This is a genomic window from Streptomyces sp. NPDC046335 (genome assembly GCF_055587985.1).
This window is the reverse complement of record NZ_JBVJFF010000001.1, coordinates 272,316-293,126: the sequence shown is the minus strand read 5'-3', so window position 1 is coordinate 293,126 and position 20,811 is coordinate 272,316. Positions and strand designations below refer to the sequence as shown.

Below are 20,811 nucleotides of genomic sequence, written 5' to 3'. Positions count from 1 at the left end.
AAGGCATGGAATTCTTCCTCACCTCCCTCGTCGTCTGCGTGACCCCCGGCACCGGCGCCCTGTTCACGATCGCGGCGGGCCTGTCGCGGGGCACGCGGGCCGCGGCCGTCGCGGCCATCGGCTGCACGCTGGGCGTCATCCCGCACATGGTGGCCGCGATCACGGGCCTCGCCGCGCTGCTGAACGCCAGCGCGGTCGCGTTCGAGACCCTGAAGTACCTCGGTGTGGCCTATCTCCTCTACATGGCGTGGAGCACGCTGCGCGACAAGAGCGAGCTCACCGCGGAGCGGGAGGCGGAGCCGCGCTCGGCGGGCCGCACGATCCTGACGGCCGTACTGATCAACGTCCTCAACCCGAAGCTGACCCTGTTCTTCTTCGCGTTCCTGCCGCAGTTCGTGGACACGGACGAGCCGTACGCCATGCTGCGCATGACCGAACTCAGCGCGTACTTCATGCTGATGACGTTCGTCGTCTTCCTGGCCTACGGCCGCTTCGCCGCGGCGATGCGCCACCACGTCATCGCCCGCCCCCGGGTCGTCGACTGGATGCGCCGCACCTTCGCGACGGCGTTCGCCGCCCTCGGCCTGCGCCTGGCGTTTCTCTGAGAGCCGCGGAGTTCTGAGAGCCGCGGGGCTTCCCCGGTACACCGCCCGGGGCTACCGTTGACTCAGTCAAAGGTAGATCAGGTGGTCATCGTGCCGAAACCGATCGAGAAGACCCAGAAAACGACCCAGGCGAAGACCCAGGCACCGCCGGTGGCGCGTGCGCCCATCCAGGAGATGCGGGCCTTCAACCGCTTCTACACCAACCTCATCGGTGTCCTCGACTACGGCCGTCGCCTGTACGTCCCGTACACCCTCACCGAGTCACGCGTCCTGTACGAGCTCTCGCGGTCGCCGCACACCGACGCGGCCGACCTGCGGGGCACGCTCTCCCTCGACGCCGGGTACCTGAGCCGGCTGCTCGCCAAGTTCGAGCGGGACGGTCTCGTGGAGCGCGCTCCGTCCGTGCCCGATCCCCGGCGGCAGCGGATCACGCTGACCGCGCGGGGGCGGGACGCCGCCGACCTGCTCGACGAGCGGTCACGGGAATCCGTCGGGGCGCTCGTCGCCGACGTGCCCGCCGCCGACCGGGCCCGCCTCGCCGCGGCCATGCGCACCGTCCGCGGCATCCTCGAAGGCACCGACCGGCGGCGCCCGAGCGTCCGGCTCAGGGAGCCGCGGCCGGGTGACCTCGGCTGGATCGTGCAGCGCCACGGCGCGCTGTACGCCGCCGAGTACGGGTGGAACACCGAGTACGAAGGGCTGGTCGCCCGCATCGTCGCGGACTTCGCCCAGGACCACGATCCGCACCTGGAGCGGGTGTGGATCGCCGAGCTGGACGGGCGCCCGGTGGGGAGTGTGATGTGCGTGCGCGACGAGGCCCCCGGCGCGGCACGGCTGCGCCTCCTGCTCGTCGAGCCCGACGCGCGCGGCCTGGGGATCGGGGACCAGCTCGTGAGCGCCTGCGTCGGCTTCGCACGCGACGCCGGGTACCGGGAGCTCGTGCTCTGGACCGTCGGTGTGCTCGCCGCCGCCCGCGCGATCTACCAGCGCCACGGCTTCGTCCTCGCCGACGAGAGGCCGCACCGCTCCTTCGGCGCCGACATCGTCGGCCAGGACTGGCGGCTGCCCCTGCACGAGCGGCCCGCCTGAGCGCCTCCTGTCCCCTACTGTCGGACCATGAAATTCGCCTTCTCCACCCTCGGCGTGCCGGGCCTGCCCGTCGCCGACGTGCTGCGGCTCGCCACCGACCACGGCTACCGGGGCGTCGAGCTGCGCGCACACCCCGAGGAGCCGGTGCACCCCGGGATCGGCCTCGCCGAACGGGCGGACGTCGCCGCCGAGTTCAAGGCGGCGGGCGTGGACATCCTCGGCATCGCCGGGTACGCGCGCGTGGCCGCGCCCGGCGACGACGCACCCGTACTCGACGAGGTGCGCTCCCTCGTCGCCCTCGCCCGTGACGTCGGCGCCCCCTTCGTACGCGTCTTCCCCGGCGGCGGCACCGGGCAGAGCACGGCGGAGGCCGACGCGACGGCCGCGAGGCGGCTCGGCACCGCCGCGCGGTACGCCGCCGACGCCGGCGTACGCGTCCTCCTGGAGACCCACGACTCGCACCGCACGGGAGCCGATGTCGCCCGGGTCCTCGGCGCGGTCGGGCACCGCCAGGTCGGCGCGCTGTGGGACGTCATGCACACCTTGCTCGGCGGCGAGTCCGTCGGCGACAGCTTCGCCGCCCTCTCCCCCCACCTCGGCTACGTCCAGGTCAAGGACATCGCCTCCGCACACGACACAACCCCGCTGGCCCTCGGCGCCGGCACGCTGCCGCTCGCCGAGACCGTGGCGCTGCTCGGCGCGGAGGGGTGGGACGGCTGGCTGTGCTGGGAGTACGAGAAGCGCTGGTACGAGGGGGCGGCGCCGCTGCCCCGACTCCTCGGCCCCGGCCGGTCCCACCTGGTCCGCCTCACGGCCGGTCAGCCCTGAAGCCCCGGAAAGCCCTGACGCCCTGAAGCCCTGACGCCCTGCCTGAAGCCCTGACGCCCCCGCCCAGGAAGAACCCAGGCGCACCACCCACACCCCCCGCACCACTTCCCCGAAACCGGGAACCCTCCCCCGCCCCCGGTCGTCCAACCGGCACGCTGCCGATGAGTCTCCGCAGGGCGGTGTCGGCATCGCTGCTGGCTGCGAACGCTGACCACCCTCTCCGCCGCCTGCGGCCGGCAGCCCGCCGTCACCGGCGCGCCCCCCTTCCACACAGCGCCGGTGACGGCCCCGGCCGCCCGTCCTCTCTTGACCGGCAGAAATCTTCGGGATATCCGTAGCTCCTGAAAGTTTCCTTCGGCCAGCAGGAGCGCCCGTGCCCCAGCCCGACGACCCCACGCTCCGCGCCCTCATCGCGAGGATGAGCCTGGAGGAGAAGGTCGGCCAGCTCTTCGTGATGCACGTGTACGGGCACACGGCCACCGCCCCCGACCAGCGGGACATCGACACCAACCGCGAGGAACTCGGCGTCGACGACGCGGCAGGGCTGATCGCCCGCTATCACCTCGGCGGCATCATCTACTTCGGCTGGGCCCACAACACCCGCGACCCGCACCAGATCGCCGCCCTCTCCCGGGGCATCCAGCGGGCGGCGGCGGAAGCGCTCCCCTCGGGCATCCCCGTACTGATCTCCGTGGACCAGGAGCACGGCGCCGTGGCCCGCGTGGGCGCCCCGGCGACGCTCCTGCCCGGCGCGATGGCGCTGGGAGCATCCGGTTCGCACGAGCACGCCCGCGAGGCGGCCCGCATCGCGGGCACCGAGCTGCGCGCCCTCGGCATCCGCCAGGACCACGCCCCGGACGCCGACGTGAACATCGACCCGGCCAACCCGGTCATCGGCGTACGCTCCTTCGGCTCCGACCCCGAGGCGGTCGCCGGCTTCGTGACGGCGCAGATCGAGGGCTACCAGAGCGCGGGCGTGGCGACCGCGGCCAAGCACTTCCCCGGGCACGGCGACACGACGGACGACAGCCACACCGAGCTGCCGCACATCCACCACACCCGCGAGGAGTGGGACAGGTTCGACGCGCCGACCTTCCGCGCGGCGGTCGCCGCGGGCGTGGACTCCGTGATGACGGCCCACATCGTGGTGCCCGCCCTTGACCCCTCGGGCGACCCGGCGACGCTCTCGCACCCGATCGTCACGGGCGTCCTGCGGGAGGAGCTGGGCTACGACGGGGTGGTCGCCACCGACTCCCTGGCGATGCGGGGCGTGCGGACGAAGTACGGGGACGACCGCGTGGCCGTGCTGGCGCTCAAGGCGGGCGTGGACCAGCTCCTGAACCCGCCGCGCCCGCAGGTCGCGTGGGACGCGGTGCTCAAGGCCGTGGCCGACGGCGAACTGACCGAGGACCGCGTCGACGCGTCGGTCCTGCGCGTCCTGCGCATGAAGGCGAGGGTCGGCCTCCTCACCGAGGACGGCACGGCGGCCCCGGATCTCGTGGCCGGGACGGACGCCACCGTGGGCGGCGCCGCCCACCTGGCGGCGGCCGACCGCATCGCGGAGGCGACGACGACGCTGCTGAGCAACGAGAACGCCACGCTGCCGCTGTCGCCCCGTACGCACCGCGACATCCTCGTGGTGGGCGCCGACCCGCGCTCGCCGTCGGGCACGACGGGCCCGCCGACGTCGGTCCTCGCGGACACCCTGACCGGCCTCGGCTTCACCGCCACCGCCCTGCCGACGGGCACGTCACCGGACGCGGCGACGGTCGAGAAGGCGGTGGCGGCGGCGGAAGGCGCGGACGCGGTCCTGGTGGCGACGTACAACGTCGCGACCCACGCGGCCACGGCGCGGGACAACACGCAGGCCGCGAACGCCGCGCTGTTCGCGGCGCTGCCCGCCGGGGACACCGCGGCGGACGGGCAGGCCGCCCTGGTGGCCGCGCTCAAGGCCACCGGCGTGCCCGTCGTCGCCCTCGCCATCCGCAACCCCTACGACGTGGCCCGGCTCCCCGAGGTCGACGCGGCGCTGGCCTCGTACTCCTGGACCGACGTCGAGCTGCGCGCCGCCGCGCGGGTGATCGCGGGCCACGCCACGCCGCGGGGGCGGCTGCCGGTGCCGGTGCGGCGGGCGGACGACCCGGCGCAGGTGCTGTATCCGGTCGGCCACGGGCTGACGTACTGACGCGTACGCCGGACCGTCGGCGCCGCACCTCCGATCGCCGCAAAGCGCCCCGCGCGCCTGGCACGGCCCCGCTCCCACGGGTCACGCTGGACCGCACGTATCGGGGGGAACGCCATGCTTGCCTGCGACGACGCGCCGCGCGCGGCCAAGGGGACGCTTCGCGCGCTGCTGCTCGCCTGCGCGCTCGCGCTGACCGGCTGTCAGGGCTCGGGCGGCGGCGAGGAGGGCACGGACGGCCAGGCGCCGGTGGCTTCGCGCCCCTCGGGTTTCGGCAAGGTGTTCCTCGCCGTGGACGAGTGCAGTTCGCGGGGGCGGGCGGCGTTCACGGAGGTGCCGTGCACCAGCGAGCGGGCGGCGGCGCGGGTCCTCGCGCGGCACTACGGCAAGGTGCGGCAGGGCCCCTCCTGCCCGGCCCGCACCGACTTCGTGCTGCACATCAGCGAGAGCAGGCCCGCGGAGGACGAGGACGGCGACGGGGCGGTGCCGCGGGGCCACGCCTGCATGCGCAACCTCGAACCGCCGCACCCCGGTGACCCCGGGGGCGGCGGCGGCCCGAGGACCGTCGTGGGCGACTGCGTGTACTCCGCGGGGCGGGGCGAGGTCCGGGAGACCGCCTGCGACGGCGGCGGCGAGCGGGCCCCCGAGTACCGGGTCGCCTCGGCGGTGCGGAGCCGCGGCGCGTGCGGCCCCGCGACGGATCTCTACGTCACGCTGGGCGGGGCCCGGCCCGTGGGGTGCGCCACGCGGCTGTGACGCCACGGGACTCCCCGTTCCGGAGCCGGACCCCGCTCTCAAACGCCGGGGGCTACGGCCGCAGCGTCATCTCCTTCTTCACGTCCTTGCGGTCGAGGCGCGCGTCGTACGCGGCCAGCGGCTTCGACGTCGCGGTGGACACACCGGCCCACGCCTTGATCCGCTGCGTGGCCTTCGCCTTCTCGTCTGCGGTGAGCTGCGAGACCGTCGCCCCGTGGTTCGCCCCCGGGGCCGTGAAGACGTACGAGTCGTGCTTGGCGCCCCGCGCGGGGCGGAACTGTTCGGCGCCGTACGGGTCGTACTCCCCGTACACGTACATCATCCGGTGCGCGTTGTGCCGCACCCAGCGGTCGATGTCGCGCATCGCGGCCGGCTTGAACTTCATCGGGATCTCGCGGGGCACGAAGTTCCGCGGCGGCTGGTAGCCGTAGCGGCTCAGGTCGCCGAGCCAGGGCTGGCTGATGGCGGGCGAGCCGAGTTCCGTGCCCGCCTGGTAGTAGTACGGCGTGTACGGCTCCAGGCCCTGGTCGGTGTAGGAGGACCAGCCGCCCACGGAGTCGACGTAGTCGAAGAGGGCCTGGTCGGACATGGTGGCCGCGTCCGGGATCTCGCCGCAGGCGGTGGCGGCGGGCTGGTACTGCCAGAAGCCCCACGTCAGGTCGAGGACGACCGCCTCGAAGGCCTTGTCCAGGGTGCCGACGGTGTGGAACGTGCGGTTCTCGGCGGCGGCGTAGGCCGCGAGCTTCTGCGACAGCGGCTTCCTGCGGACGAGCGCCTCGCGCTGCACGGCCTGGATGCGGTCGCGGCACGCCTTGGTGCCGACGTTCGCCAGGAACTCGTCGTACGCCGAGTCCTCCTTGTCCACCACGTCGTTGGGCGCCACGTACGAGACGATGCCGGCCATGTCACGGGGGTAGAAGCGCTCGTAGTACGTCGCCGTCATGCCGCCCTTCGAGATGCCGGTGGCCAGCCACTTCTTGCCGTAGATGGGCTTCAGCGCCCGGTAGATGCGGTGCTGGTCGGTGGCGGCCTGCCAGATGTCGAGCTTGGACCAGTCGGCCGGGGCCGGACGCGAGGGCGTGAAGAAGCGGTACTCCATGGAGATCTGGTTGCCGTCGACGATCTGCGTCGGCTCGCGGCGGCTGGGGTTGGTGGAGACGCTGTAGCCGCTGGTGTAGTAGACCGTGGGGCGGCTCGTGTCCTTGTGCAGGACCGTCAGGCGCTGCTTGAAGGTGCCCTTGGAGGGGCGGCGGTGATCCACCGGCTGGGTGTAGTTCAGGACGAAGAAGCGGTAGCCGGGATAGGGCTTCTCCTCGATGAGGCTCATGCCGGGTATGGCGAGCAGCCTGTCTTTGATGTCCGGTTCCGCGGTGGTGGCCCGCTCCCCGGTGGTGGCCCGTTCGGCGGCGGTGGCCGCTCCGGACGTCGCTCCGGCCGCGCTCACCGTGCCTATCAGCACGACGAGCGACACCAGCCATCTGAGCGCCTTGCGCATGCACCCTCCCCTGTCGACACAGCAGTGCCCCGGAACCTAACGGAGCAACTGGTGTCGCACCAGAGGCAGACGGGCGCGGCTCACGCGCGTCAGCGGAGAAGCGTCGGCGGCGAGGCGTCAGCAGAGCGGCGTCAGCAGAGAATCCATCCCGAAGTGACCCCACGCCCGCTGATCTTCCCCGTGACGCGCACGCACCGGTTCCCCGCGTGGACCGTCACGGGGCCCGCGCGGTGGGTGAAGCGCCCCTTGTCCCGCACTGCACGGCTGCCGCGGGCCTGAACGCTCACGGACATGGTCTTGCGGGCGCCGGGACGCTTGGCGACCAGCACGACGCAGACGTAACCGCGGGACTTGAAGACGTCGACCCTGCCCTTGCTGAAGGGCAGGACGCGCACCTTGTGCCCCGCGCAGGCGCCGGCGGCGGCGTGCGCCGGACCCGCGCCGGGGCCCACGAGGGCCAGCAGAAGGGAGGCGGCGAGCCCGGCTGCGCCGAGCGTCAGCCACCGGCGTATGCGACTCCGCCCGCTACCACTGCTCACGGTGTTCCCTCCCGCCACTGCGGCATCAACGTACTGATGTACGGACGCGGCCCGCCGCCTCGCGGTTGCGGCCTCCCCCGGCTTTTCTCGGGCTTTTCTCGACTTGCCCGCGGCCCCGCTCAGACGGCCTCGACCGGCTCCCCCACGAACGTGCGCCACAGCCGCGCGTACCGACCGTCGAGGGCGAGCAGTTCCTCGTGCGTGCCGTCCTCGGCGACGCGTCCGCCGTCCATCACGACGACGCGGTCCGCGCGGGCGGCCGTGGTGAGCCGGTGGGCGACGACCAGGGTGGTGCGCTTGCCCGCGATGCGGTCGGTGGCCTGGTTGACCTGCGCCTCCGTGGCGAGGTCGAGCGCGGCGGTCGCCTCGTCGAGGAGCAGGATGTCGGGGTCGACCAGCTCGGCGCGGGCGAGCGCGATGAGCTGCCGCTGCCCGGCGGAGAGGTTGCGGCCCCGCTCGGTGACCTCATGGAGGTAGCCGCCGTCGAGGGTGGCGATCATCTCGTGCGCGCCGACCGCGCGGGCGGCGGCCTCGACCTGGGCGTCGGTGGCGTCGGGACGCCCGTAGGCGATGGCGTCGCGGACGGTGCCCACGAAGAGGTAGGCCTCCTGCGGGACGACGCCGAGGCGGTGGCGGTACGCGGTGAGGTCCAGGGAGCGCAGGTCGGTGCCGTCGACCGTGACCCGCCCGCTCGTCGGGTCGTAGAAGCGGGCGACCAGCTTGACCAGCGTGGACTTGCCCGCGCCGGTCTCGCCGACGAAGGCGACGGTCTGCCCGGCGGGTATCCGCAGCCGCACCTCGCTGAGGGCCTCCTCCTCGCCGGTGTAGGCGAAGCTGACGTCTTCGAAGGCGATCTCACCGCGCAGCGAGGACACACCGAGGGGCTTGTCGGCGGCCTTGGTCGAGGTCGGCTCCTGGAGCAGCTCCTGGATGCGGCCGAGCGAGACGGTGGCCTGCTGGTAGCCGTCGAAGACCTGGGAGAGCTGCTGCACGGGCGCGAAGAACAGGTCGATGTAGAGCAGGTACGCGACGAGCGCGCCGGTGGTCAGCGTGCCCGCCTCGACGCGGCCCGCGCCCACGACGAGGACGGCGACGACGGCGACGGACGACAGGAACTGCACGAACGGGAAGTACACCGAGATCAGCCACTGGCCGCGGATGCGGGCCTGGCGGTAGCTGTCGCTGCTCTCCGCGAACCGCTGGGTGCCCGAGCGCTCGCGCCGGAAGGCCTGCACGATGCGGAGCCCGGCCACGGACTCCTGGAGGTCGGCGTTGACGACGGAGACGCGCTCCCGCGCCAGTTCGTACGCCTTCACGCTCGACTTGCGGAAGAAGTACGTGCCGATGACGAGCAGCGGCAGCGTCGCGAAGACGACGAGGGCGAGCTCCACGTCGATGACGAGCAGGGCGGCCATGATGCCGAAGAAGGTGACGACGGCGACGAAGGCGGTGACGAGTCCGGTCTGGAGGAACGTGGAGAGCGCGTCCACGTCCGTGGTCATCCGGGTCATGATGCGCCCGGTCAGCTCCCGCTCGTAGTAGTCGAGCCCGAGCCGCTGGAGCTGCGCGAAGATCTTCAGCCGCAGCGAGTACAGGACCCGCTCGCCGGTGCGTCCCGTCATCCGCATCTCGCCGGTCTGCGCCGTCCACTGCACGGCGACGGCGGCCAGCGCGAGGCCGGACGCGGCCCAGACGGCACCCAGCGCGAGCTGGTTGACGCCCTCGTCGATGCCGTGCCGGATCAGGACGGGCAGCAGCAGCCCCATGCCCGCGTCGACGGCGACGAGCAGCAGGCTGAACAGCAGGGGGCGGCCGAACCCGCCGAGCAGCCTGCGCAGGCCGTAGGACTTCTCGGGCGTGACGGCCCGCGCCTCGTCGATGCCGGGCTTGTCGTCGGCCGGGGGCAGCGCGTCGACCTGGGCGAGCAGCTCGGGCGTGGACGGCATCCCGGAGAGCGCGGTGTCCTTCGGCTCCCTGTCACCGGTCCACAGGGCGGGCGTGATGCCGCGCTCGGCGTCGAACTCGGCGTCGAGCTCGTCGCGTACGGAGGTGTCCTCGGGCAGGTCGGCGGGGAGGGCGTGGCCGGGCGAGACGCCGCCCAGCTCGTCGGGGTCGGTGAGCAGGCGCCGGTAGAGGGGCGAGCGCTCCTCCAGCTCCGCGTGGGTGCCGAGGTCGGCGAGGCGCCCGTCGTCCAGGACGGCGATGCGGTCGGCGAGGTTGAGGGTGGAGCGGCGGTGGGCGATGAGCAGGGTCGTACGCCCCGCCATGACGCCGCGCAGCGCCTCGTGGATCTCGTGCTCGACGCGGGCGTCGACGGCGGAGGTGGCGTCGTCGAGGACGAGGAGGCGGGGGTCGGTGAGGATGGCGCGGGCGAGCGCGATGCGCTGGCGCTGGCCGCCGGAGAGGGTGAGCCCCTGCTCGCCGACCTTGGTGTCGTAGCCATCGGGCAGCTCGGAGATGAACCGGTCGGCCTGGGCGGCCCTGGCCGCGGCCTCGATCTGCTCCCGGGTGGCCTCGGGGTGGCCGTAGGCGATGTTGGTGCCGACGGTGTCGGAGAAGAGGAAGGAGTCCTCGGGCACGAGTCCGATGGCGGCGCGCAGGGAGCCGAGGGTCAGCTCGCGCACGTCGTGGCCGCCGATGAGAACGGCGCCGTGGGTCACGTCGTAGAAGCGCGGCAGGAGCAGCGAGACGGTCGACTTGCCGCTGCCGGAGGAGCCGACGACGGCGAGCGTCTCGCCGGGGGCGATCTGGAAGGAGAGGCCGTCCAGGACGGGCCTGTCGTCCTCGTAGCCGAAGCCGACGTCGTCGAACTCGACGGTGGCGGGGGCGTCGGCGGGCAGTTCCTTGGTCCCGTCGCTCATGCTCGGCTCGGTGTCGATGAGCTCAAGGACGCGCTCGACGCCCGCGCGGGCCTGCTGGCCGACGGTGAGGACCATGGCGAGCATCCGTACGGGTCCGACGAGCTGCGCGAGGTAGGTGGAGAAGGCGACGAACGTGCCGAGCGTGATCTCCCCGCGCACGGCGAGCCAGCCGCCGAGGGCCAGCATGGCGACCTGGCCGAGCATGGGGACGGCCTGGAGGGCGGGGGTGTAGCGGGAGTTGAGCTTGACGGTCCGCAGCCGCCCCGCGAAGAGCTTGCGGCTCACTTCCCGCAGCTTGCCGGTCTCCTGGTCCTCCTGGCCGAAGCCCTTCACCACGCGTACGCCGCTGACGGAGCCGTCGACCACTCCGGCGACGGCGGCGGCCTGGGCCTGCGCGTACCAGGTGGCGGGGTGCAGGCGGGTGCGGGAGCGGCGGGCGATGAACCAGAGGGCGGGGGCGACGGCGAGGGCGACGAGGGTGAGCGGCAGCGAGAGCCACGCCATGATCGCGAGGGAGATCACGAAGAGCAGGATGTTGCCGATGGTCATCGGCAGCATGAAGAGCAGGCCCTGGATGAGCTGGAGGTCGCTGGTCGCGCGGCCGACGACCTGCCCGGTGGACAGCTCGTCCTGCCGCCGCCCGTCGAGCCTGGTGATCGTCCCGTACATCTCGGTGCGCAGGTCGTGCTGGACGTCGAGGGCGAGCCGGCCGCCGTAGTAGCGGCGGATGTAGGTGGCTATGTACACGAGGACGGCCGCGCCGATCAGCGCGCCGGCCCACGGCCCCATGGACCTGCCGCCGCCCTGCCCGTCCTGCCCGATCACATCGTCGATGATCACCTTGGTGATCAGCGGTACGAGGGCCATGACGGCCATGCCGGCGAGCGAGGAGCCGAGCGCGAGCACGACGTCCTTCGGGTACCGCCACGCATACCCGGTGAGCCTCTTGGCCCAGCCGGGTTCCCGCTGCCCGGAACCGCCCCGTTCCTGCGTCACGCGCTGCCTCCCGTAGACCTGACCTGCCGAGAGGCCCAACGCGGCGGGGTGCGGATTTCATCCCGCCGCAACAAATCGGTGCCCGCGTCAGATGGCGGGGGCCGTCACCAGCGCCTCCCTGGGCGTGGCCGTCGGGGCGTAGCGCTGGGCCGCGGGGGCGTGCGGCGTCAGGTCCTTGTGGATGGCCTTGGCCACGCCCTGGATGGTGGCGACGCCGTAGTTCATGGTGCTGTTTCCGTGGCTGAGCACGGACATCGTGTAGTCGTGGCCGCCGCCCTTGAACGTGCCGATGCTGTGCACACGCCAGCCGTGGGTCGACCGCTGGAGCCAGCCGTTCTTGACGTGTATGGAGACGCCGGACGGCGCGCCCGCGGGGGTGCCCCAGCGCTGCGAGGCGATCACCTTGCCCATCAGCTTCAGGACGTACGAGCGAGAGGCGCTGGTCAGAACGGTGTTCTCGCCGGTGAAGAGGGCGAGGAGCTTCTCCTCATCCGTGGCGTTGATGCGGGTGAGCCCCCAGTAGCCGCCCGAGCCCGGCACCGTGCGGGTCATCTTGGCGGCCCTGAGGAAGCCCTTCACCTTGGCCGCGCCGAGCTGTCGCCACAGGGTGGTGGTGGCCGCGTTGTCGGACTTGGTGATCATGGCGGTCGCGAGGCTCTTCTCGCGGGACGACAGCGCCCGGCCGCTCTTCTGGGCGTCCCACAGGAGCGTGGCGAGGACGGTCGCCTTGACGACGCTGGCCGAGTCGAACGAGGTGGTCGCCCGCAGGGTGCAGGTGGTCCCGGTGGCCCGGTCACGAAGGCCGACGGCGACGGTGCCCTTGCGGTTCTTCAGGGCCGCGGTGATGTCCTTGGTGAGCTTGGCGGCGAGACCGGTCTGCGCGGAGGTACAGGTCACCCTCGGGGCGGCGGCGGGCCTCGGGGCGGCTGTGGCGGGTGCGGCGACCGCGGCCGTGCCGAGCGGTATGAGCACTCCGGCGGCGAGGCCCGCCGAGAGCACGCGGGCGCGCCTGGATATCCCGGATGCCGGGTGAGTCATGAAGTCTTTCCGTTCCCTCGGGCCCGTACCGGACCCCCCGGGCCCGTACAAGCGCACCTCCCGGCACGCTCGCCACGCATGACTCACGGGTGCCGGTGAAGGTTGCACGAAAGGGGGAAGGCTATCCGAAATGCGGCGAGGCCCAAAAATCCCGGCGGCCTCTTCGCATCACCCCTGGCAGTCGCCGCCGTCGCCGTCATCGCGAGCGGGTACGGGGATGCGGGCCCCGCGGCTGCGGGCGATACGGGTCACATCTCGCAGGGACTCGGCCATGCGGGCGGCAAGGTAGCGGAGCTGGGGCGCGGTGGTCGTCGGGTCACCGGCCAGGGCGTCGGCGTGCCCGAGGATTTCGTCGGCCATGCCGAGCTGGACGGATTCGATGTTGTCGGCGATACGGGAGACGTGGCCGGTTCCGTCGCCGATGAGGTAGCAGGGGTTGCCGTCGAGGTTGCACCAGGGGAGCAGCCGGGGGGCCGTCGGTTCAGGGGAGGATGCCTCGAAGGAGATCACGCGGCGGCCACCTCGATGCCGTGGATGTGGCGGGGCCCCACGTCGACGCCGTGCACGGCGAGCCAGAGAGCACGGCGTCGGGCGCGCTGCCGCTTGGCCTCCTCGCGTCGCTCGTGGGCGACGAGGTAGGGCCGGACGAGGGGGCTGTCTTCACCGCGCAGGACGGTGTCGTACGGGAGAGGGCGGTGCGGAGGGCGTCCGCTCGCGCGTACGTCACACAGGTCCGGGTCGGGTACGCCGGCCACGTCGAGGGCCGCCGCCCCTGGGAGGCGATGGCGCCCCGAGGCGGGCCACAGGAACCGCAGCAGCGGCTCGGCGAGGCGGGCGATCTGGCACAACACGTCTACTGCTCCCGGTAGTTGGTGGGTCTACGCATCGCTGTGTAGCGATCCACTCACAGAGTGAGACGACTCGGACTACTGTCACCAGGGGGTAGCGCGTGACAAAGCGCCTGTCACACGGGAGTTGACGTTGAGTAACATCTATGGGGAATGGCTGAGGGCCCAGCGGGAAGCGGCCGGGCTCACGCAGCAGGAGCTGGCCGACATGGCGCTCATGACCCGTTCGCACATCGCGCACATCGAGGCGGGCCGACGCATCCCCTCCAAGGAGGACGCCCGGAGGCTGGACAGGGCGCTGGGCACGGGAAACGTACTGAGCAGCTTCCTGCCGGACGACGACACGGCGGTGGCGGAGTACTTCCAGTCGGCGCTGCAACTCGAACAACAGGCGACGATGATCCGGGAGTTCGCGCTGTCGTTCGTCCCCGGCATCCTCCAGACGGAGGGGTACGCGCGAGCGGTTCTGGGCACGTCGTTCCCTCCGGTGGGTGAACAGGAGCGTGACGGGCGCCTTGTCACACGCATGGAGCGCGCGGAGATCCTTGCGGATCCGGTGACGCCCGTAGTGTGGGCGTTACTTGATGAGGCGGTGCTCCGTCGGGTCGTTGGTGGCCCCCAAGTAATGGCGGAGCAAATCGACCACCTCTTAGGCCTCGCTGAGAGCCGTCGGATCCAGGTGCACGTGTTGCCCTTCGAGTTGGGCCTCCACCCCCTCATGAACAACATGCTCACGCTGATGTGGTTCGAGGACCAACCGCCCCTGGCGTACGGCGAGGGCCTGCGCATGGGCAAGATCCACGACAGCCCATCCGTGGTCCAGGAACTGCAACACCGCTACGATTACGCATTGGCCAACGCTCTCCCCCGTAAAGAGACATTGACTCTGCTCCGGGCAACAGCAAAGGGTTACCAAGACCATGACTGAGCGAACCATCCCGAACGCAACAGCGCTCGAAGGCTGGCGGAAGTCTTCCTACAGCAATGACGAAGGCGGCAGCTGCATCGAGGTACTGGACAGCTACCCGGCGGGCATACCTGTCCGCGACTCCAAGGCCCCGCAAGGCCCCGCCCTGCTCATCCCCCCGGCGGGCTGGTCCTCGTTCATCACAGCACTCAAGGACGGTCACCTCACCGACTGAGGCGAGCCACCTGATGCTGGCGACAGCAAAGGACTACGGCCACCATGACTGAACGCATACACGCCGGTTGGCGGAAGTCGACGTACAGCGGCAGCGAAGGCGGCAGCTGCGTCGAGGTACTACTGACCGGCTGGCGCAAGTCGACGTACAGCGGCAACGAAGGCGGCAGCTGCATCGAAGTTCTGGACGGCTACCCGGCGGGGGTCCCCGTCCGCGACTCCAAGGCCCCGCACGGCCCCGCCCTGGTCTTCCCCCCGGCGGGCTGGTCCTCGTTCATCACAGCGCTCAAGGCCGGACAGCTCACCGGATGAGGTGAGCCGCCGGCCGGGTGATCAGCCCCCCGCGAGATGCGTAGGCGCGAACATCCGCAGTACCGCCGGAAGCACCACCACCGAAGGCCCCGGTTCGGCCAGTGCCTTTGACAGGTCGGTCCGGAGTGTTTCCGGGGAGGACCGCACGCCAGGTACCCCGAAGGATTCCGCGAGGGCGACGAAGTCGGGCCGGGAAAGTTCCGTGGCGCTCGCCTCGCCGAACGCGTCGGACATGTACTCGCGCAGGATGCCGTAGCCCCCGTCGTCGACGATCAGCCAGGTCACGGGCAGGTCGTACTGCCTGGCCGTGGCCAGCTCCGCTATCGAGTACATCGCGCCGCCGTCGCCGGAGACCGCGAGGACCGGGTAGGAGGGGTCCGCGACGGCCGCGCCGAGGGCGGCCGGGAAGCCGTAGCCCAGGCCGCCCGCGCCCTGCGCCGAGTGCATGGTGTTCGGGCGCCGAGCGTCGAACGCGGACCACGCCCAGTAGGCGAGGATCGTCATGTCCCAGAAGGACGGTGACGTGTCGGGGAGAGCGTCGCGCACGGAGGCCAGGATCTGCTGCTCCAGGGTGAGGTCCTGGGCGGCTATCCGCTCGCGGACGCGATCGAGCACGGCCCGCACCCGCTCGGGCGCCGACGCGTCCTCCCGGGGTGACTCGATCGTCTCCAGGAGCGCGGAGAGCGCGAGCCGCGCGTCCGCGTGGATGCCGAGCGCCGGGTGGTTGGACTCCAGCTTGCCCGCGTCCGCCTCGATCTGGATGACCCGGCCGCGCGGGGCGAACGTGTGGTAGTTCGAGGACAGCTCGCCGAGGCCCGAACCGACCACCAGGAGGACGTCCGCGTCCTCCAGGAAGTCCGTGGTGTACCGGTCCTCCAGCCAGGACTGGAGCGACAGCGGGTGCTCCCAGGGGAAGGCACCCTTGCCGCCGAACGTCGTGACCACGGGCGCGTTCACCAGCTCCGCGAGGGCAAGCAGCTTGCCGCTCGCGTCGGAGCGCACCACGCCGCCGCCCGCGATGATCGCCGGGCGCTCGGCCCGGGACAGCAGGTCGGCCGCGACCGCGGTCAGCTCGGGGCGCGGCACGACCTCCTCCGGGGTCGCGTCCATCGCCGTCACGACCGGCAGCATCGTCTCGGCGAGCAGCACGTCCTGCGGGATCTCCACCCAGACCGGGCCGTGCGGCGCTGTGAGCGCCGACTCCCAGGCCGCCGCGATCGCGGAGGGGATCTGCGAGGCCGTGCGGACCGTGTGGACGGATTTCACGACGTCACGGAAGGACGCCTGCTGGTCGCGGAGCTCGTGCAGATAGCCGTGGCGGCCGCCGCCGAGTCCGGCGACCGGGACCTGGCTGCCGATCGCGAGGACCGGTGAGGAGCCCGCCGCCGCCTCCTGGAGCGCGGCCAGTGACGTGAGCGCGCCGGGGCCGGTGGAGAGCAGCAGCGGGGCGACCTCGCCCGTGATCCTGCCGTACGCGTCCGCCGCGAAGCCCGTGTTGTTCTCGACGCGCAGCCCCACGTACGAGAGCGAGGAGCGGCGCAGGGCGTCGAACATGCCGAGGGCGTGCTGGCCCGGCAGGCCGAAGACCGTCGTCGCGCCGAGGCCGTGGAGGGTCTCCACGACGAGGTCGCCGCCGGTGCGCCCCGCAGGCGGGTTCAGGGCCGCCTCCGTCTGCGCGTCGGTGGGCCGCAGGACAACGTCGTGGTCATGCGTCACTTGGCCGCGCTCCTCTCAGTGATCTGGCGGGCCTCCGCGATCTGGCGGGACATGATCGTCGTCAGCTCGTACGCGGTGTGGGAGGCGGCGACGGCCGTGATCTCCGCGTGGTCGTAGGCCGGCGCGACCTCGACGACGTCGGCCGAGACGAGGTTGCAGGAGGCGAGGCCGCGCAGGATCTCCAGGAGCTCGCGCGACGTCATGCCACCCGCCTCCGGGGTGCCGGTGCCGGGGGCGTGGGCCGGGTCCAGGCAGTCGATGTCGATCGAGATGTACAGCGGGCGGTCGCCGATGCGCTGGCGGAGCTGGTCGGCGACCTCGTCCGCGCCGCGGCGGTAGATGTCCGCCGAGGTGACGATGCCGAAGCCCATCTTTTCGTCGTCGGTGAGGTCCTTCTTGCCGTACAGCGGGCCGCGCGTGCCGACGTGGGAGAGCGCCTCCGTGTCGAGGATGCCCTCCTCGACGGCCCTGCGGAACGGCGTGCCGTGGGTGTACTCCGCGCCGAAGTACGTGTCCCAGGTGTCCAGGTGCGCGTCGAAGTGCAGCAGGGCGACCGGGCCGTGCTTCTTGGCGACCGAGCGGAGCAGCGGCAGGGCGATGGTGTGGTCGCCGCCGAGGGTCATCATGCGGGCGCCGGAGCCGAGCAGCTCGTCGGCGGCGGCCTCGATCGTCTCCACCGCTTCGTTGATGTTGAACGGGTTCGCGGCTATGTCGCCCGCGTCGGCGACCTGGGCGAGCGCGAAGGGCGAGGCGTCCTGCGCGGGGTTGTAGGGCCGCAGGAGGCGGGAGGCCTCGCGGATCGCGTTGCCGCCGAAGCGGGCGCCCGGGCGGTAGGAGACGCCGGAGTCGAAGGGCACGCCGACCACCGCGACGTCCGTCCTGCCGCCGACCTCGTCGAGGCGGGGCAGCCGCGCATACGTCGCCGGTCCCGCGTACCGGGGGATGCGGGACGAGTCGACGGGGCCGCGGGGGGTCGTCGGGGTCTCGGCGCTGCTCATGGTCGGTTTTCCTCCTGCTGGTGCGAGTGCGGTGTGCGGTGCGGGTGCGGGCACGCCGCGAGTGCTGCGTTTCAAGTGTCGCGCGGCCCACTGACATCGGGCCGCGCGAAGATCTAGACGGTCACCGGAGCGTCCGCCTCCGGCTCCGCGCCCCGCCCGGCCAGGCGTTCGCGCCAGGCGGCGAGGACCACGGCGTCGGTGGGCCTGGTGGCGAGGGAGACGGCGACGTACACGGCGAGGGAAATCAACAGCCCGTAGTACACGGGCTCGTTGGCGAGGATGCCGTACGCCCACATGAGACCGATGACGGACAGACCGCCGGTGGTCACGGCCGCGAGCGCGCCCGCCGCCGTGCCGCGCCGCCACAGCAGTCCGCCGAGGATCGGCACGAGCAGGCCGGCGACGAGCAGGTTATAGGCGACGGTCAGGGCCTGGACGACGTCGTTGAGCGCGATGGCGATGAGGATCACGGCGACGCCCATGGCGAGGATGAAGACACGGTTGCCCCTGACCTCGTCATGCGCCTTGTCGTGCCTCTTGTCATGCGCCTCGTCATGCGCCGTGTCGTCGGAGCCGGCCTTCACGACGCCCCGCAGCCGCGACCAGATGTCGTTGTTGGCGACGGTCGCGCAGGCGATGAGTGCGCCGGAGGACGTCGACATCACGGCGGCGAGCGCCGCGGCGAGGACGAGGCCCCGTACGCCCATGGGCAGTTCGTCCTTGACGATGGTCGCGAACGCGGCGTCGGCGCTCGGGAGCTTGGGGTACATGACCTTGGCCGCCGTACCGATGACGGCGCCCGCGACGGCGTAGACCAGGCAGTACGTGCCGGCGACAGTCCCTCCGTAGCGGGCGACCTTGTCACTCCGGGCGGTGAAGACGCGCTGCCAGATGTCCTGCCCGATGAGCATCCCGAAGGTGTAGATCAGCACGTACGTGAAGATCGTCTCGCCGCCGATGCCCAGCGGGTCGAAGTACTCGGTGGGCAGCTTCGCCTTCATCTCGCTGAAGCCGCCCGCCTTGACGACGGCGATGGGCAGCAGCAGGAGCAGCACGCCGATGGTCTTCACCACGAACTGCACCATGTCGGTGAGCGTGATGGACCACATGCCGCCGAGCGTGGAGTACGCGACGACGATCGAGCCGCCGAGGATGATCGCGATCGTGCGGTTCATGTCGAAGATGACGTCGAAGATCGTGGCGTACGCGATGGTCGAGGTGACCGCGAGCATCAGCGTGTACGCCCACATGACCACTCCGGAGATGACGCCCGCGCGCCCTCCGTAGCGCAGGTCGAGCATCTCGGAGACGGTGTAGACCTTCAGGCGGGCGATGCGGGCCGAGAAGAACACGCTCAGCGCGAGCAGCCCCAGGCCGATGGTGAAGACCATCCAGGCGCCGGAGAGGCCGTACTGGTAGCCGAGGCCGACGCCGCCGATGGTGGAGGCGCCGCCGAGGACGATGGCGGCCATGGTCCCGGAGTACATCCACGGCCCGAGGCGGCGCCCGGCGACGAGGAACTCGCTCTTGGACTTGGCGCGGCGCATGCCCCACCAGCCCATGGCCAGCATCCCGGCGAGATAGACGACGATCACTGTGTAGTCGACGGCCATATGGGGGCCTCCTTCGCGCACCTCGGTGGCGTGTCGTGCAGATGGGGGTGAGGACCGGCCGCGGGGACATCCGCCCGTACCCGCGGCCTGTGGTCGGCACGACCTTAGGTGGCCGGAAAGCAACGCTGAAGTGTACGTTTCCTCCACTCCCCGCGATCGAGATGGATGGAACGTCCACCATGGCCGACTCCGCAGCGCACGCCGCCCCGTCGGGCCCCGCCGCTCCCCCGACCCCGCCGGTCCCGCTCGCCGCCCTCCTGGCCCGCGACGACCTGGGGCTGCGGCAGATCGCGGGTCCCGACGCGCGGGCGGCGGGCACGGCCGTGCAGTGGGTACACACCTCGGAGATGACGGACCCCTACCCGTACCTGCTCGGGGGTGAGCTGCTCCTGACCGCGGGCGTGCACATCGCCGACCCGGCGGCCCCGGACGGCTCCCTCGACGCGTACGTGTCCCGCATCGTCGCCGCGGGCGGCGCGGCCCTCGGCTTCGGCGTTGCGCCGGTCCACGACACGGTGCCGCACGCCCTGGTGGAGGCCTGCGAACGGCACGGGCTGCCGCTCGTCGAAGTGCCGCCGCGCACCACGTTCAGCGGCGTCGCGCGCGCGGTGTGGCGCCTGATGGCCGAGGCCCGCCACGCCGAGCTGCGCCGGGTCACGCAGGCGCAGCAGGGCCTCGCGACGGCGGCGGCGCGGCCCGACCCGGTCTCCGCGGTCCTGCGCCAGCTCGCGGCACGGCTCGGCGGGCTCGCCGCGCTGTACGGGCCCGACGGCACCGAGCTCCAGTCGGCGGGGCGGACGCCGGACGCGGCGCACGAGGCGCTGCGGGAGCTGACCGGGGTCGTGCGGCGGGGCGCTCCGACGGCCCCCGCGTCCGCCGCCGACACGGCCGGGGGCGTCCACCTCGCCGCCTACGCGCTCGGTGGCGGCCGCGGCTTCGCCCTCGCCACCGCCACGGAGCGCCGCGAGCCCGGGGACCACACCATCGCGGGGGCGGCGGTCGTCCTGCTCTCCCTGCTCACCGGGGAGCACCAGGGGGCATCCGAGTCCGCCCGCTCGACGGCCCTCGTACGCCTGCTCCTCGGAGCCTCACCGGAGGAGACGGCACCACTCCTGGGCGACGGCCCCTGGACGGTGATCCACGCGCGCGTGGCGCACGCGGGTGCCGGGACGGGGACGACTGGGGCCGAGGCCGGCGCAGGGCACGTTTCCCTTGGTGTCTCCGCGCTTGCCGCGGCGGTCGGGACCGCTCTCGTGGATCCGGGCGGTCCCGGCGGGGCGGTGCGTCTACTCGTGTCCGCCGACCGCGGGCCCGCGCCCGTCGACGGCTGGGTGCTCGGTGTCTCCGCCGCGGCCCCGCCCGCCGGGCTCGGCGCCGCCGACGCCCAGGCCGCCCGCGCCCTGCGCCGCGCGGAGGCCACCCGCCGCCCCCTCGTACGCCACCACGCGAACGGCATCGCCGCCCTGGTCGCCCCCGCGGAGGCCGACGCCCACGCGCGCGTGCTGCTCGCCCCGATCGCCGGCAACGAGTCCCTGACCCTGACCCTGCGCACCTGGCTCTCCCTGCACGGCAACTGGGACCGCACGGCGGTGGCCCTGGAGGTGCACAGGAACACGGTCCGGCAGCGGATCAGCCGCTGCGCGGCACTTCTGGAGGCGGACCTGGACGACCCCGACGTACGCATGGAGCTGTGGTTCGCGCTGAACCGGGCCCGGTGAGCGGTACGTGCGGCCCCGCCGCGCGGCGCGCGCCCGGTGTCCGTGCTTCGGGACGCCCCCTGCGCGACAACTGACC

General features: G+C 72.2%; 18 protein-coding genes. 9 read left to right on the top strand and 9 right to left on the bottom strand.

Going from position 1 to position 20,811, the window contains the following annotated elements:
- The first annotated feature begins 5 nt into the window (after positions 1–5).
- The 5 genes from ACZ6JY_RS01275 to ACZ6JY_RS01255 all read left to right on the top strand — a co-directional run bounded on the left by ACZ6JY_RS01275 (position 6) and on the right by ACZ6JY_RS01255 (position 5,460).
- Positions 6–605: a LysE family translocator gene (locus ACZ6JY_RS01275; RefSeq protein WP_469191011.1), complete on the top strand. Its 600-nt coding sequence runs from the start codon at positions 6–8 to the stop codon at positions 603–605.
- Between the two features lie 174 nt (positions 606–779).
- Entirely contained in the window at positions 780–1,694 is a 915-nt protein-coding gene (locus tag ACZ6JY_RS01270) for a bifunctional helix-turn-helix transcriptional regulator/GNAT family N-acetyltransferase (RefSeq protein ID WP_469191889.1), read from the top strand.
- A 27-nt stretch (positions 1,695–1,721) separates the two neighbouring features.
- Positions 1,722–2,522, top strand: a complete 801-nt coding sequence (locus tag ACZ6JY_RS01265; protein WP_469191009.1) for a sugar phosphate isomerase/epimerase family protein — start codon at positions 1,722–1,724, stop codon at positions 2,520–2,522.
- Between the two features lie 418 nt (positions 2,523–2,940).
- Positions 2,941–4,707 carry a glycoside hydrolase family 3 protein gene (locus ACZ6JY_RS01260; protein WP_469191887.1) on the top strand — a complete coding sequence of 589 codons (1,767 nt, stop codon included), beginning with the start codon at positions 2,941–2,943 and terminating at the stop codon, positions 4,705–4,707.
- A gap of 114 nt (positions 4,708–4,821) precedes the next feature.
- A complete protein-coding gene (locus ACZ6JY_RS01255; protein WP_469191007.1) occupies positions 4,822–5,460 on the top strand; it encodes a hypothetical protein in 639 nt (212 codons plus the stop codon).
- A 52-nt stretch (positions 5,461–5,512) separates the two neighbouring features.
- Here the strand turns inward: ACZ6JY_RS01255 and ACZ6JY_RS01250 are convergent, their stop codons facing one another.
- From ACZ6JY_RS01250 to ACZ6JY_RS01225, 6 genes are all read right to left on the bottom strand, one after another.
- Positions 5,513–6,955 carry an aminopeptidase gene (locus tag ACZ6JY_RS01250; protein ID WP_469191005.1) on the bottom strand — a complete coding sequence of 481 codons (1,443 nt, stop codon included), beginning with the start codon at positions 6,953–6,955 and terminating at the stop codon, positions 5,513–5,515.
- A gap of 131 nt (positions 6,956–7,086) precedes the next feature.
- Entirely contained in the window at positions 7,087–7,494 is a 408-nt protein-coding gene (locus ACZ6JY_RS01245) for a hypothetical protein (protein ID WP_469191003.1), read from the bottom strand.
- Positions 7,495–7,613: 119 nt separating this feature from the next.
- Complete coding sequence (locus tag ACZ6JY_RS01240; RefSeq protein ID WP_469191001.1) at positions 7,614–11,351, bottom strand: ABC transporter ATP-binding protein; 3,738 nt, start codon at positions 11,349–11,351, stop codon at positions 7,614–7,616.
- A gap of 87 nt (positions 11,352–11,438) precedes the next feature.
- Complete coding sequence (locus tag ACZ6JY_RS01235) at positions 11,439–12,389, bottom strand: serine hydrolase (protein ID WP_469190999.1); 951 nt, start codon at positions 12,387–12,389, stop codon at positions 11,439–11,441.
- Positions 12,390–12,557: 168 nt separating this feature from the next.
- Complete coding sequence (locus ACZ6JY_RS01230; RefSeq protein WP_469190997.1) at positions 12,558–12,899, bottom strand: hypothetical protein; 342 nt, start codon at positions 12,897–12,899, stop codon at positions 12,558–12,560.
- On the bottom strand, positions 12,896–13,240 hold the full coding sequence (locus ACZ6JY_RS01225) for a hypothetical protein (protein ID WP_469190995.1): 345 nt from the start codon (positions 13,238–13,240) through the stop codon (positions 12,896–12,898). Before ACZ6JY_RS01225 ends, ACZ6JY_RS01230 begins: the two co-directional genes overlap by 4 nt.
- 130 nt (positions 13,241–13,370) lie before the next feature.
- Between ACZ6JY_RS01225 and ACZ6JY_RS01220 the strand changes: the two genes are divergently transcribed.
- The 3 genes from ACZ6JY_RS01220 to ACZ6JY_RS01210 are packed head-to-tail and all read left to right on the top strand — an operon-like array spanning position 13,371 to position 14,690.
- Positions 13,371–14,165 carry a helix-turn-helix domain-containing protein gene (locus ACZ6JY_RS01220; RefSeq protein ID WP_469190993.1) on the top strand — a complete coding sequence of 265 codons (795 nt, stop codon included), beginning with the start codon at positions 13,371–13,373 and terminating at the stop codon, positions 14,163–14,165.
- A complete protein-coding gene (locus ACZ6JY_RS01215) occupies positions 14,158–14,379 on the top strand; it encodes a DUF397 domain-containing protein (protein WP_469190991.1) in 222 nt (73 codons plus the stop codon). Before ACZ6JY_RS01220 ends, ACZ6JY_RS01215 begins: the two co-directional genes overlap by 8 nt.
- A 44-nt stretch (positions 14,380–14,423) precedes the next feature.
- On the top strand, positions 14,424–14,690 hold the full coding sequence (locus ACZ6JY_RS01210) for a DUF397 domain-containing protein (protein ID WP_469190989.1): 267 nt from the start codon (positions 14,424–14,426) through the stop codon (positions 14,688–14,690).
- A 21-nt stretch (positions 14,691–14,711) separates the two neighbouring features.
- On the opposite strand, the gene ACZ6JY_RS01205 is transcribed toward ACZ6JY_RS01210, so the two are convergent.
- The 3 genes from ACZ6JY_RS01205 to ACZ6JY_RS01195 all read right to left on the bottom strand — a co-directional run bounded on the left by ACZ6JY_RS01205 (position 14,712) and on the right by ACZ6JY_RS01195 (position 19,017).
- The gene (locus ACZ6JY_RS01205; protein ID WP_469190987.1) at positions 14,712–16,406 is read right to left on the bottom strand and encodes a thiamine pyrophosphate-binding protein; all 1,695 of its coding nucleotides are present in this window, start codon (positions 16,404–16,406) and stop codon (positions 14,712–14,714) included.
- Entirely contained in the window at positions 16,403–17,404 is a 1,002-nt protein-coding gene (speB, locus tag ACZ6JY_RS01200) for an agmatinase (protein ID WP_469190985.1), read from the bottom strand. The genes ACZ6JY_RS01205 and speB overlap by 4 nt, the downstream gene beginning before the upstream one ends.
- A 113-nt stretch (positions 17,405–17,517) precedes the next feature.
- Positions 17,518–19,017, bottom strand: coding sequence for a sodium:solute symporter family protein (locus ACZ6JY_RS01195; protein WP_469190984.1), 1,500 nt, complete (start codon positions 19,015–19,017; stop codon positions 17,518–17,520).
- Between the two features lie 161 nt (positions 19,018–19,178).
- On the opposite strand from ACZ6JY_RS01195, the gene ACZ6JY_RS01190 reads away from it, so the two are divergent.
- On the top strand, positions 19,179–20,735 hold the full coding sequence (locus ACZ6JY_RS01190) for a PucR family transcriptional regulator (protein WP_469190982.1): 1,557 nt from the start codon (positions 19,179–19,181) through the stop codon (positions 20,733–20,735).
- The last annotated feature ends 76 nt before the right edge of the window (positions 20,736–20,811 follow it).